This is a genomic window from Vitreimonas flagellata, from assembly GCF_004634425.1.
GTDB classification, from domain to species: Bacteria; Pseudomonadota; Alphaproteobacteria; order Caulobacterales; family Aquidulcibacteraceae; genus Vitreimonas; species Vitreimonas flagellata.
Genome location: NZ_SBJL01000004.1, coordinates 371217 through 384716, shown reverse-complemented (window position 1 = coordinate 384716; position 13500 = coordinate 371217). Strand labels below are relative to the sequence as shown.

Annotated in this window: 10 protein-coding genes; 4 read left to right on the top strand and 6 right to left on the bottom strand. The window is 64.7% G+C overall.

The genetic code is table 11. From position 1 onward, the window contains the following. Positions 1-57: 57 nt before the first annotated feature. From trpA to EPJ54_RS17680, 3 genes are read left to right on the top strand one after another with little or no spacing between them, the layout of a single operon-like run. A complete protein-coding gene (gene trpA / locus EPJ54_RS17690) occupies positions 58-867 on the top strand; it encodes a tryptophan synthase subunit alpha (protein ID WP_135213072.1) in 810 nt (269 codons plus the stop codon). 13 nt (positions 868-880) lie between these two features. Beyond that, positions 881-1870 (top strand): acetyl-CoA carboxylase, carboxyltransferase subunit beta, encoded by a 990-nt coding sequence (accD, locus tag EPJ54_RS17685; RefSeq protein ID WP_135213071.1) that lies wholly within the window; start codon positions 881-883, stop codon positions 1868-1870. 2 nt (positions 1871-1872) lie between these two features. Then, on the top strand, positions 1873-3153 hold the full coding sequence (locus tag EPJ54_RS17680; protein ID WP_135213070.1) for a bifunctional folylpolyglutamate synthase/dihydrofolate synthase: 1281 nt from the start codon (positions 1873-1875) through the stop codon (positions 3151-3153). Here the strand turns inward: EPJ54_RS17680 and trxA are convergent. The 6 genes from trxA to tsaE all read right to left on the bottom strand — a co-directional run bounded on the left by trxA (position 3150) and on the right by tsaE (position 12171). Further along, a complete protein-coding gene (gene trxA / locus EPJ54_RS17675) occupies positions 3150-3470 on the bottom strand; it encodes a thioredoxin TrxA (protein WP_135213069.1) in 321 nt (106 codons plus the stop codon). The two genes, EPJ54_RS17680 and trxA, sit on opposite strands and share 4 nt — an antisense overlap. 63 nt (positions 3471-3533) lie before the next feature. Continuing rightward, positions 3534-6941, bottom strand: coding sequence for a double-strand break repair helicase AddA (gene addA / locus EPJ54_RS17670; protein WP_135213068.1), 3408 nt, complete (start codon positions 6939-6941; stop codon positions 3534-3536). Further along, positions 6941-9904 (bottom strand): double-strand break repair protein AddB, encoded by a 2964-nt coding sequence (addB, locus tag EPJ54_RS17665; protein WP_135213067.1) that lies wholly within the window; start codon positions 9902-9904, stop codon positions 6941-6943. The genes addA and addB overlap by 1 nt, the downstream gene beginning before the upstream one ends. Then, positions 9901-10632 carry a nucleotidyltransferase family protein gene (locus EPJ54_RS17660; RefSeq protein ID WP_239591013.1) on the bottom strand — a complete coding sequence of 244 codons (732 nt, stop codon included), beginning with the start codon at positions 10630-10632 and terminating at the stop codon, positions 9901-9903. Before EPJ54_RS17660 ends, addB begins: the two co-directional genes overlap by 4 nt. Beyond that, positions 10629-11714: an aminoglycoside phosphotransferase family protein gene (locus tag EPJ54_RS17655; RefSeq protein ID WP_239591012.1), complete on the bottom strand. Its 1086-nt coding sequence runs from the start codon at positions 11712-11714 to the stop codon at positions 10629-10631. Before EPJ54_RS17655 ends, EPJ54_RS17660 begins: the two co-directional genes overlap by 4 nt. After that, on the bottom strand, positions 11701-12171 hold the full coding sequence (gene tsaE, locus EPJ54_RS17650; RefSeq protein WP_239591011.1) for a tRNA (adenosine(37)-N6)-threonylcarbamoyltransferase complex ATPase subunit type 1 TsaE: 471 nt from the start codon (positions 12169-12171) through the stop codon (positions 11701-11703). The genes EPJ54_RS17655 and tsaE overlap by 14 nt, the downstream gene beginning before the upstream one ends. An 89-nt stretch (positions 12172-12260) precedes the next feature. Between tsaE and EPJ54_RS17645 the strand changes: the two genes are divergently transcribed. Further along, a complete protein-coding gene (locus EPJ54_RS17645; RefSeq protein WP_135213066.1) occupies positions 12261-13496 on the top strand; it encodes an NAD(P)/FAD-dependent oxidoreductase in 1236 nt (411 codons plus the stop codon). Positions 13497-13500 lie beyond the last annotated feature (4 nt).

Here is a 13500-nt window from a genome sequence, read left to right as displayed (position 1 = left end):
CGAGACGAAGGGGGACGTTGCCCACGCCCCCTCCCCTCGTAAGCGGGTGAGGATTTGATGACCCGCCTCTCCACCCGCTTCGCATCGCTCAAGCGCGAGGGCCGCGCTGGCCTCGTCGCCTACATCATGGCGAGCGATCCTGATCATGAGACCTGCTTTGAAATCCTGCGCGGGCTACCCGCCGCAGGCGCGGACGTGATCGAGCTTGGCTTTCCCTTCTCCGATCCGATGGCTGACGGCGTTTCGATCCAACTCGCCGCACAACGCGCGCTGAAAGCGGGCGGCTCTCTGCGCAAGACGCTCGATCTCGCGCTCCGCTTCCGCGCCGAGGATCAAACCACGCCGCTCATCCTGATGGGCTACGCCAATCCCGTTGAGCAAATGAGCTACGAATTGTTCTCGCGCGAAATGACGAACGCCGGCGCCGATGGCGCCATCATCGTCGACCTGCCGCCGGAAGAAGATTCCCCGCTCCGCGCCGCTTTCGCGCCCAATGATCTCTCGATCATCCGCCTGGCCACGCCGACCACCGACGATAACCGTTTAACCAATGTGCTCGAAGGCGCCTCCGGATTCCTGTATTATGTCTCCGTCGCAGGCGTCACAGGCGCGAACGCAGCGACATCCGAAGACGTGCGCGCCGCGGTGGAGCGCATCAAGCGCGCCACGGAATTACCCATCGCCGTGGGCTTCGGCGTGCGCACACCGGAAGCGGCGCGCGCCATCGCCCAAGACGCTGACGCCGTCGTCGTCGGTTCGGCGTTTGTTGATGAAATCGCGGCTGGCGGCTCTGAGCAAGCCGTCGAACGCGTCTTGCGCAAAGTGAAACAGCTGAGCGAAGCTGTCCGCACTGCGCGCGGGCAATAAAAGGGACACCCGCATGAACTGGCTGTCAAATTTCGCGCGACCGGGCCTCGCCAAGAAAAAGGGCGACGAGGAAAAGCGCGACACGCCGGACAATCTCTGGATCAAGGACCCGCTGAGCGGCGAATTGATCTATCGCTCGGAGCTGGAAGCCTCCGATTGGGTGACGCCCTCGGGCTTCCATATGCGCATCGGCCCCGACGCGCGCTTCAAGCAAATGTTCGACGACCAAGCCTGGCAGACGATCCTGTTGCCAAAGGTCGCCGCCGATCCGCTGAAATTCAAAGACGATAAAAAATACGTCGACCGCTTGAAGAGCGCGCGCGCCAAAGTCGGCCGCGAAGATTGCATGGCCGCTGGCTATGGCCGCATCGGCGGCGCGCATGCTGTCGTGCTGGTGCAAGATTTCGAATTCATGGGCGGCTCGCTCGGCATGGCCGCCGGCGAGGGCTTCGTCACTGCCGCTGAAGCCGCCGTGCGCCGCAAAGCCGCGATGATCATGGTTACGTCCTCCGGCGGCGCGCGCATGCAGGAAGGCATACTCTCGCTGATGCAGATGCCGCGCACGACGCTGGCAATCCAAATGCTGCGCGAAGCAGGCCTGCCTTACATCGTCGTGCTCGCCGACCCGACCACGGGCGGCGTCACCGCGTCGTACGCGATGCTTGGCGACGTGCATCTCGCTGAGCCCGGCGCTTTGATCGGCTTCGCTGGCCCGCGCGTGATCGAACAAACCATCCGTCAGAAATTGCCGGAAGGATTCCAGCGCTCGGAATATCTGCTCGACAAAGGCATGGTCGATCTCGTCGTCGATCGCCGCCAACTGAAGGCGACGATCGCCACGCTGCTCTCGGTGCTGATGCACAAGAATGCAGCCAAGCAAGGCGATAGTGGCGAGACGTTTGAGCTGACTGACATCGCGGCGGCGGATGAAGAAGCCGATGCGCCGCGCAGCGGTAAGCGTAAGCCGAGCGCGAAGACAGTGCGCGCGAAGGCGGCGGAGTAAACTTGCGCGATTCCGCGCTTGAGCACTTCGACGCGCTCTTCGGCCCAGAATTCGGCCACGGCAAAGCGCTCGATCTTGCGCCGCTGCGCGCGACGCTCGCCGCCCTCGGCAATCCGCAAAGCAAGCTGCCGCCGATCATCCACGTCGCCGGCACCAACGGCAAAGGCTCCACCATCGCCTTCATGCGCGCCATCGCCGAAGCGGCGGGCCTGCGCGTGCACACCTACACGAAGCCGCATCTCTTCAAGCTGAACGAGCGCTTCGTGGTCTCGGGTGCGCCCGCAAGCGAAGAAGCGCTCATTCTTGCCGCCGAGCACATCGCCGCAATCTCCCGCGACCTCACCCAATTCGACGCGCAGGTCGCCGCCGCCTTCCTGCTCTTCAGCGAAACGCCTGCCGACCTCGTTCTGCTCGAAACGGGTATGGGCGGGCGCGATGATTCGACCAATGTCGTGACGCCCGCGCTCAGCGCGATCACGCCCATCGATCTCGATCACCAAGACGTTCTCGGCGCCACACTCACCGAAATCGCCACGCACAAAGCCGGCATCATCAAACCGAACACACCCGCCATCATCGCGCGTCAACCCGATGAAGCCTGCGACATCCTCGTAGCGCACGCCGCACACGTTAACGCGCCACTCCTGCAGCACGGCCAAGATTGGGACGCTTACGCTAATGCCGGCCGCCTCGTCGTGCAGACCGAAACCCGCGCGCTCGATCTGCCGCTGCCCGCGCTCGCCGGCGCGCATCAAATCGAAAACGCCGGCCTCGCCTGCGCCGCGCTCATGCGCTGGCGCCCCGATCTTTCTCACGACGCATTCGCAAAAGGCATCGCCGACGCCACATGGCCGGCGCGCTTGCAGCCACTCACACGCGGCGCTCTCAGCGCACCGATCCGCGCGATTGGCGGCGAAGTATGGGTTGATGGCGGCCACAATGCGCACGCGGGCGTCGCGCTTTCCTACGCGATGCAAGACATGAAAGCCCGACGCGGCGGCAAGAACATCGCCATCGTCGGTCTGCGCAAGCGCAAGGACGCGACACTTTTCATCGCCGCTCTCGCACGCTTCGCCGATCACATCATCGCCGTGCCGCTCGCGGACGATCACGTCTCGACGAACGAACTCGCAGCCCTTGGCGACAAGCTTGGAATCGACAGCACCACGGCGCCATCCCTCGCCATCGCCATGCAAAACGCGGCGCAGTTGCCTGCGCCGCGTGTGTTGATCTGCGGATCGTTTGTGCTGGCCGCCGAAGCTCTAGCGGCAGAGAACGCTTAGACGCTCTCGTTCAGCCATTCGACGATCTTCGACTTCGGCATCGCGCCAACTTTCGTGGCCGCGACCTTGCCATCCTTGAACACCATCAATGTCGGGATGCCGCGCACGCCGTACTTGCCCGGCGTCATCGGATTATCGTCGATGTTCAGCTTCACGACCTGAACGCGATCGCCCATCTCGGCGGCGATCTCTTCAAGTGCGGGGCCAATTTGCTTACACGGGCCGCACCATTCCGCCCAGAAATCGACAAGCACAGGCGTGCCAGACTTCAGCACATCGGCGTCGAAACTATCGTCGGTAATCTTGGTGGTCGCCACGTAAGAATCTCCTGCTTGGACAGCGGAATCGTGCACCGGATGTAGGTGGGAAGTCTTAAGGTTTCAACCGGCGGCGAAATTCGCGAAAACAGCATCCAAACGATCTTCCGGCAGGTCCATCAAATACGGCGCTTCCGTCCAAAGCAAGGCGCAAGACACGGCCTTTGCTGGGAAAATCTTGCGCAAAACGGCGCGATAGAGCGCAAGTTGTAAGACGTAAGCATCGGGCGCCGCGGCCGGATCGGTGGGCGCCGGGCGATCGGTTTTGAAGTCGAGCACGAGCACGCGCGAATCTTCCACGACGATGCGGTCCACAATACCGCGCACCGGCTTGCCCGCCGCGTCGCCGACGATTGGCGCTTCGGCGCGGCTGTTCGGCCCGAACACCGGCGCGAAGCGCTTATCCGCCGCGACGCGCATCGCCTCGCGCGCAAACTCCGCGGCCTCGGCATCATCGACGCCCTGCCGCGCCAGCCACGCCAACGCCGCCGCTTCGCGCCGCGCTTCCTCGATCTCGGGCAGACGTTGCAGCAGGCCGTGGATCATCTGCCCGCGCCGAAACCTTTTCTGCCCATCGCCGCGCGGCGAAAACAAAGCCGGGTTCACGCGCGCCACACGCGACGGCGCGGCAATCTCCACACGCTTGCCACCCGGCGCAGGCGTGCGCGCCCAAACTGGCAGCACGGATTCAACACACGGCGCTATTGTCTGCGCATCAGCAAACAGCGGCTTGCCATAGCGCAAACCTTCACCGAACGGCGTCTCAAAAGCTTCAGCGCCAAGCTTGGATAAACCTTCCTGCACAGCAGCCCGCCAGCTTTCCGGCGCTTCACCAAGCTTCGCGTTGCCGAATTGCGTGCCACACACGATCAGCCGATCGCGCGCGCGCGTCATCGCCACATAGAGCAAGCGCCAATGCTCGCCCAACATGCGCACTTCATGCGCAGCGCGCGCACCGGCAACAGCGCGATCATCGTCCTTGCCTCGGAACGACACGAACGGCCCATCCTCGTCATCGAAGATCAAGCCATTGTCTGGCGCATCGGCGACGTCGCCGGTCGCGTCCGGCAAAATCACCACCGGCGCCTCAAGCCCCTTGGCGCCGTGCACCGTCATCACGCGCACCGCGCCCGTCTCGGCCTCCAGCTCGCGCTTTACCTGCCCCGCGTCGAGCTCAATATCATACAAGAAGCGCTGCAAAGTCGGCGCAACGTGCCCCGCGGGCTTCAACGCACGCTGCAACAATTCTTCCAACGGATCGCGCGTCTCCGGCCCCAGCCGCGCAAACACGCGCGCCCAGCCAGACGGCCCGCCGCCCTGCTGCGTCTCCAGCGCCCAGCTCAGAAACGCAAACGCATCCGCGCCTTTGCGTGCGATCAACTCCGTGACGAAGGCACGCGCGGCGGCATACTTTTCTTCCGTGCTCGCCATTAAGCGATCGATCAGCCGCTCGCCCTTGTCGCGGCCGTACGCCAGCGGAAACAGATCCGCGTCGTCATCAACGAGATTGCACCACGGCCCCTTCAGCACGCACGCCAACGCCAAATCGTCGGCCGGATCGAGCGCGACTTGCATCAGCGCCAAACAATCCTCGACCGCCAATTCATCGCGCAACACCATGCGGTCGGCGCCCGCCACCGGCAGGCCCGTACGCTTGAACGCTTTAATCAGTTCGCGGAACATGGCGCCGCGCGTGCGCACCAGCGCCAACACGTCGCCCGCACGCACCGGTCGCAACGCACCCTTGTCCCAGACGGCTTCGCGCGTCTCGATCATCGTCTTGACGCGCTGCGCGATCGCTTTGGCGAGGATCGCGTGCACGCTGGCGCCGGTCTCGACATCCTGCGGCGCGTCCCAAGGCTTGGCGTCCGCCACGATTGGACGCGGCGTCCATGGCCACACTTCAACGACGCCGCTTTCCTTGGCACGCGCCGCCAAATGCTTGATCTCGTCATGCGCGCCAGGATTGCCAGCAACAAGCGGCTTGCCGGCCATCGTCGCGTCCACCGCCTCCAGCACTTCGGGCGCCGTGCGGAACGACGTGCGCAATTCCGGCGCGACGAACAGCATTTCCGCCCTATGCGCGCGCCGCGACAGCTCTTGCGCTTCATTCAAGAAGCGGCGCGGATCGGCGCCTTGGAACGCGTAAATGCTCTGCTTGGGATCGCCGACCGCAAAGATCGTGCGCGGCATCTCACGCGCGCCTGCGCCAGCGAAGAATTCATCCTGCAGCGGCGCGATCAGATTCCATTGCGTGGGACTCGTGTCCTGCCCTTCATCGATCAGAATGTGATCCAAGCCACCGTCAAGCTTGTAGAGCACCCAAGGCGCGGCCTCGGAGCGCTGCAACAGCGCCTGCGCGTGTTCGATCAGATCGTCGAAATCGAGCGCGCCGGCGCGCTTCTTCGCGTCGGCATACGCTTGGTCGAGTTTCAGCGCGAGCGCAAGCGCGGCGATCGAATCTTCCGCACGCTCGATCGCATTCAAACGATCTCGTGCATCTGCCGTTGCCTCGGACAGCTCACGCACAAGAGGCTCAAGCCAAGGATGCGCCTTCTGCGTCGGCTTCGTCGCGAAACTCGCACGCAGCGCGCCGTCGCCGGTCAGCGCCAGCGCGAAACAGCCGGCCATCGCGCCCGCATGATCGTTGCGCTCCACGCACGCCAGCACTGCGCGTAGGCGCTCCCCAGTCGCGACATCTTGCGTGCTGCCCTCGGCCAGCTTCGTCGCCGCTTCGCGCAGATCATTCCAGCGCCACGGCCGTAAGAACTCGCGGATGAAATCTTCCGCGCTCTGGGTGACGCCGTGCCGGTCGCGCAGGGATTGCTGTGCGAACAACTCGCCCTGGTAGCGTTGCGCGTAATTGTGAAACTCGCCGCGGCGCAATGCCAAGCGATCGAGCAAACCTTCCAATGCCTCGCCATGCAGCCGCGCCGCGAAACGCCGGAACGCCTCGCGCGGCGCATCAGGCGCCAAGGCCGCATCCGCACGCGCTTGCCCCAACAACGCCGCCGCGCGCGCTTCGTCGGCAATGTCAAAGCCCGGCGACACGCCAGCTTCCAATGGGAAGCGCGCCAACACGCGTTCACAGAAGGCGTGAATGGTTTGAATCTTCAAACCGCCCGGCGTTTCCAGCGCCTGTGCGAACAGAGCGCGCGCTTGACCGAGATTGGCGTCTGGCGCCCCGAGCTTCGCCAGCTCCGTTGCGAGCGTTTTGTCGTCGGCGACGCACCAACCGCCGAGGCGTTCGAATAGTCGGCGCTGCATCTCAGCGGCCGCGGCCTTCGTGTAGGTGATGCAGAGAAACGCGGATGGCTTTGAACCCTCGAGCAGCAATCGCGCGATGCGATCGACCAGCACCTTTGTCTTGCCAGATCCTGCGTTCGCGGTGACGAACACGGAGTATGACGGGTTCGCCGCCAAGCCCTGGCTGGCGTTCGCTTCTTGTAGGGCGTCAAGCGGGGCGTTCATTACTCATCGCCCTTTTCGTCGGCCCATTCCTTGCGCCGCGCGAGATGATCATACTCCGCATACGGCTTGATGAATTGCACGCGCGGCTTGGAAAGAAACGCTTGGGCTTCGTCCGCATAACGCGCGAGCAAACCGCGCAACGAAGAGAGCGCCTTCTCGCCGGCTTCATGCGGGCTATCCTCGAGACTGACCGCGCGTGGCGTGGGATCGGAATTGCCGAAACGCCAATAGATCAGTTCGGTGACGTCAGCGCGCGGCACGACGATCCCGCGCGCTTCATCTTTAAAGACGCCCCGCGCGAGCATTGCCGCTTCGAGCAAAAGCTGTGGCGACAAGCCCGTACTGACTTGCTTGTCGGTCGGCGGCGCACCTGTTTTGAAATCGAGGATCGCGGCGTGCCCTGCGCCAATCTCGATGCGATCCGCGATGCCACGCAATTCTACGCCATCGACGTCCATCTTGCCGAAGACTTCGCGAAACACGGTTGCGTTGCGCGCGCGTCGTTCATCGAACCACGCGATCAACGCCGCGACCGATACGCCTAGGCGCTCCCGCTCAGCCGCGCGGCGTTCGGGTGAAATGCCGTGCAAGCGCAGCGCCTCATCCAGCAGCCACGTGAGCTTCGCGGGATCGTCGCCATCCTCAAACTTCTCGATCGCCGCATGCACGGCTGTGCCGCGCTCGGCGGGCCCTGCCGGCGCACCGATCGGCAGGAGATGATCCAGCTTTAAAATCCGCCGCGCATAGACTGCATATGGATCGCGGATCAACGTCTCCACCGTCGTCACGCTCACTTGCGTCAAGCGCTTGCCGGCCGGTGGACGTGGCTTGGGCGGCTTTGCGGGATTAATCGCGGCGGGTTTATCGAGTGCGCGGGCGTACTCGATAAACTCGTTGGCCGATTGCAGCTCCGCTTGCGCGCCCTGCACCAACGTCTTCAAACGCCACAGCCAGCGTGACGCGAGCGTCGGCGACCCGTCGCGCCGCAGGGCGCGCGACAGCACCACGTTCGGCGCGTTGGCGAGCTGCGCGAAATCGTGCGCGGCCAAGCCAATGCGCGCATCGACGGACAGCAAGCCCAATTTCGCCCGCATCGCGCGCGAGAGGAACGGGTCTTCGCCGGGCGGCGCCGGCCACACGCCCTCGTTCAGGCCGGCCAGGATCATCAAATCGCGCCGCTGCAATCGCGCTTCGAGCAGCCCCCAAATCGCCACGCGCGCATCGCCGCTGGTTTGCAGCGGCGGCACTTCGCGACCATCCATCAAGCGCAACATCACGCGCGGCGCCGCGTGCGCTTCCATCTCGCCAAGTTCGCCGCCATGCTCGTTCGCTTCGCGCAATAGCGTCGCCACCGCTTCGCCGTCGCGGCCTTGCCAGACGTCGAACGCTGTTAGCTTCTCGGCCGATTGCGTGAGTGCGTCGGCAAACTCGGCGAGCGAGACTTGGCGATGCGACATCAGCTCGGTGAGCGGCTTCAACGCTGCAGCGACCATCTCCACAATGCCGCGCGCGCCGTCCCACGCTTTGATCTCAACGCGCTGATCGAGCGTCGCGAGTTCACCGAGTGAATCATAACGGCGCGGCCCGCGCAGACCCTTGTGCTCCAGCACCGTCAACGCCGCCGCGTCTCGCGCCAAGCCGACACGCGGATGCTTCAGCAACGCCGCCAGCGCCACCGGCTCGCCGGGATCGCGCGCCAACTCGCAGAGCAACGCCACCAAGCGCCCTGCATCAGTCTCGCGCAGCGGCAGGCCATGCGAGACGTTCGGCTCAATACCCCAGCGCGCGAGCTTAGATTCGATCCGCCGCGCCAAAGCCGCATCCGGCGTCACGATGGCCGCACTGCCGTCCGGCTTCTCCAGCGCCTCGCGCACCAGAAGCGCGATCGCCATCGCTTCTTCGTCTTCGGTCGCGGCTTCGAGCAGGCGCAAACCGCTCGCGCCTTCACGCACGAAATCCGTGCCGCCAGCCGCATCCAAGCGCGCAAGCCAATCCGCTGTCTTCTCCGCCGGCGCTAGAGCTTCGCGCATCAACACACGCCGTGCGCGGCCGCGTTCATCCTCCAGGCGCAACAGCGGCACGGCATCGCGCTCCACGCCAAGCGCCGACAGCGTCGCCTTCAACGCGTGTTGCGGATGCTGATCGCCGACCATGCGCCACGAGCTGTCATCCAGATCGACATCGATCCCCGGCAGCACGACCACGCCGCGCGGCAAGCGCGACACCACGCGCATCAGCTCCCGCGTCGTCGCGATCGAGCCAGTCGAACCCGCGATGATCACAGGCCGCGTCGGCGGCTTGGCTTTCCAGCGCGCCGCGAGCGCACGACGCAACGCCGCGCCATGCTCGACCGGATCGCTTTGGCCGCGCTCCTTCAGATGCTCCGGCCAAAAGGTGGCAATGATATCGAGGAACGCGGCGGAGCTTTGCCAATGCCGCGCAAGTTCGATCTCTTCGACCAGCTTCGGCAGCTTCTTCCAATCGACGTGATCCACAGTCGAGGCGCTGTCGAGTAGCTTGCCCAGCTCATCGGCCAGCGCCAAAGCGCGCGCTGGATCTTCGACGCCGTTCTCGGACTTGTCGCGCGCGCGGATCAACGCGGCGAGTTGCATGCGCCGCTGCAGCTTGTTGATCGGCGGCAGAATATCGTCCGCGATCGGATCGGCGCCCCAAACGTCCGGATCGTCGTCGGCGTACGGATCGTTCAACGGGCGCATCGCCGGTAACAACGCCGCGCCGCCCAAACGCTTAGCGAAGGCGTCAATCAGCCCACGCGCGGCGCGGCGGTTCGGCAGCAGCACCAGCGCATCGGCCAGCGCGAACGGATCGCGCTCCGGCGAGAGTTCGGCGACCAATGCGTCCGCCAACACATCGAGAAATGGCGCCGACGCGGGCGCACAGCGCAGGCGCGGCGCTGGGCCGCCGAACAAAGGTTCGGGCAGCCCGAGCGAGAGCATGCTCATGGACTTGGCGCCGCCGCCGCCGTCAATCGCGCTTCAGCCTGTTCGCGCGCTTCGGGATCGCCGACATGCATCCAATAGCCGCCAAGCGGCGCGCCGTGCAGCCGCCCTTCGCTCGCCAATCTGCGCCACACGCGCGTGAACGAGAACGGTTCAAGCGGTTCGTCATCGACAATGCGCGGATCGATAATCTGCGCGCCAATATACGCCCACGGCGCACTTGGACGCTGATCACGGAACGCAAGCGCGCCTGCATCGTCCATCACGAAATCACCGGCGCCTTCGTAGCCGAGCTGCTCATCCATCGCCGCCAACATCAGGCGCGCGCCCATGCGTGAGGCGTCGAAACCAGCACACAAACGCGCGACCGCCGAACCGTTCGGCTCCTCCCAAACGCTATCGATATTGCAGACGATGATTAGATCGTCGCCAAGCAAAGGCCGCGCCTGGCGCACGCCGCCGCCGGTTTCCATCAGCTGCGCACGCTCGTCGGAGATCACGATCTCGATGTCGGTGCGGCGCTTCACATGCGCTTCGAGCAAATCGGCGAACGCATGCACGTTCACGACCGCGCGTTTCACGCCGGCGCCGATCAGCCGATCGAGCACATGATCGATGAGCGCGCGACCGCGCACATGCACTAGAGCCTTCGGCCGATCATTGGTCAGCGGCCGCATGCGGGTGCCAAGGCCAGCGGCGAGCACCATGGCAGTGTGCGGTGTGGCGCTCACGCGGCTTTCTCCAGATAAGGACGCGCCACGCTCTCGACGAAATCGCGCGTGTCTTCGAGTGCGGGATGCTGCAGCGTGCGCGCCAGATGGCCCCACTCGCGCGGCATGAAGGAGAGATAACGCTGTTTGCCGTCACGACCTGCAAGGCGCGAGAAGACGCCCAGGATGCGCATCGCGTTGATCGCACCGAGCACCGCCAGCTCGCGACGGAAATCGGCGTCGTTCGCGCCCGTCGCGTCGAGATACGCGCGGATCGCGGCTTCGTGCGCCGCAGGGCTCACGTCGCGCCGCGCATCATGCAACAGCATCGCGAAATCCCACGCGCGCCAACCGCGTACCGCGTCCTGGAAATCCAACAGGCCGACGCGTTGCAAGCCGTAGCGCTCCGGCAGCCAGAGTAGATTTTCCGCATGATAATCGCGGATCGTGAACGCGCGCGGAAAACCCAGCGCTTTCACGATCAGATTGTCGCGCACCTGCTCCCAACGCGCGCGCGCCGCATCGTCGATGCGCACGTCTGCCGCGCGCGGGAGCCATTCGACGAACAGATCCGCGTTCACTTCCAGAGCGAGCGCGTCGTAATCGAGCAACGGCCAAGAAGCGCCGCCCGCACCCTCCAACTTCGACGGCGGGCGCGCTGCATGCACGTGCGCAAGCACGCGCGCAGCTTCTTGATAGAGCGCGATCTCGTCGACACCGTCAGGGATGACGTTGGCGTAGAGCCCGTCGCCCAAATCCTCGATCACGGCGTAACCGGCGTCGCAATCGGCGCCATAAATACGCGGCGGCGCTAGGCCCAGGCTTTCGAGATACGCGGCGACCGCAACGAAGGCTTCCACGCGCGAAGCCGCCAGGCGCGAGGTCGCGTTCCAACCCATGGTGCGGCGCTCGGCTGGCGTGGCGCCCGGCGGGCACGGCGCGCTTTCCGCACTCTTCGGCGCATCCATCAGGATCGCGCGACGATGTGGCAGCGTCAGGCGCTCATAGCGGCGCGTTGAGGCATCGCCTGCGAGCGGCACGCGCTCGGCGTCGGCGAAACCAGTCTCGCCAAGCAATTTCGCCAGCGCTTCAGATCGTTCCAAGCTTCTCTCTCCAAGCGCCATGCGCATTGAGCTTCGCCGTACGCCCTTCGTCTGCCGGCGTGAGTGCAATGTCGAGCCGATCGCGTGGCAGCTGCGCGCCCAGGCGCTCTGGCCATTCGATCAGACACGCGGCGTAAGCGAATGCGTCCTCCAGCCCTAGCTCCCAGGCGTCGTCCGGTTGCTTCAGTCGATAGAGGTCCACATGCCAGAGTTCGCCGCGCGGGCCATCATAGGTCTGCACTAAGGTATAGGTGGGGCTGGGCGCGTCTTCCGCCGCGCCCGTCCAGGCTTCGATCGCCCCGCGGGAGAGCGTGGTCTTGCCGGCGCCCAGATTGCCGAACAGGCAAACCACGTCGCCCGGCCCTATCCTTTCGCCTAGGCGTCGCCCGAGCGCGACCGTCGCCGCCGCGTCGGGCAGCGCGATTTCTCGCGAATCAACAAGGTTCTGGGCGGTCACGGCGGCGGATGCTGGCCTAGCGGCAGCGCGGCATCAAGGGCGCCTTGCGCAAGCCGCGCAGAGGCCGCAAAAGCTAAGCCGCTGTGACTATGAACGAAATCAAACGCGTTATCATCATCGGCGCCGGCCAGGCCGGCGGCGAGACGGCTCAACGCCTGCGCCAAGGCGGCTTCGCGGGCGACATTACGCTCATCGGCGAAGAGCCGTACGCGCCTTACCAGCGCCCGCCGCTGTCGAAGAAATACCTCGCCGGCGAGCTGGATATGGATCGGCTGCTGCTGCGCCCGGCCAGCGTCTATGGCGAAGAGAACATCGCGCTGCTGACGTCGCTGAAAGCGGTCTGGATAGATCGCGCCAGCAAGAAGGTGCGCGTCGAGGGCGGGCGCGAATTGAGCTACGACGCGCTTGTCCTGGCGACAGGCTCGCGGCCACGCAAGCTACCGCTCGCGGGCGCCGACCTTGCTGGCGTGTTCACGCTGCGCACAGCCGCTGACATCGATGCGATGAAGCCGCATTTCGTGCAGGGCAAAAAGCTCGTCGTCATTGGCGCGGGCTATATCGGCCTGGAAGCCGCCGCTGTCGCGCGCCAGCTGGGACTCGACGTCACCGTGGTGGAAACCGCCGTCCGGCCGCTCGCACGCGTGACCAGCCCCGAGGTCGCTGGCTTCTTCCTGGATGAACACACGCGCCAAGGCGTGCGCTTCGTGCTTGGCGGCCAGCCGGCTCTGATCAAAGGCAGCGATCACGTGACCGCCGTCGGCCTCACCGACGGCACAGAGATTCCGGCCGATATCGTGCTCGCCGGCATCGGTGTGAATCCCGAAATGACGCTCGCATCGCAATGCGGGCTCACCACCGAAAACGGCGTCATCACCGACGCCCAATGCCGCACGTCCGATCCGAACATCTTCGCCATCGGCGATTGCGCCGCGCGCCCGATCAGCTTTTTTGACAATCGTCTATGCCGGCTCGAAAGCGTGCATAACGCGATCGAAGGCGCGAAGATCGTGGCGGCTGCGATTACCGGCGGCAAACCGCCCGCCCTTGAGGCGCCATGGTTCTGGTCGGATCAATATGATCTCAAACTGCAGATCGCCGGTCTTTTTAACGGCTATGATCACATCGTCTTCCGTGGCGTCATGACTGACCGCGCCTTCGCGGCGTTCTATTATCAGGGCGAAAAATTGATCGCGGTCGATGCGGTCAACAAGCCGGCCGAGTATTTGGGGGCGAAGATGCTGATCCAGACGGGGCGTTCGCTGCCGCGGGACGTCATCGCCGACGAGACAAGGCCAATGAAAGAATTGGTCGCAAGCGCGAAATAGGGAA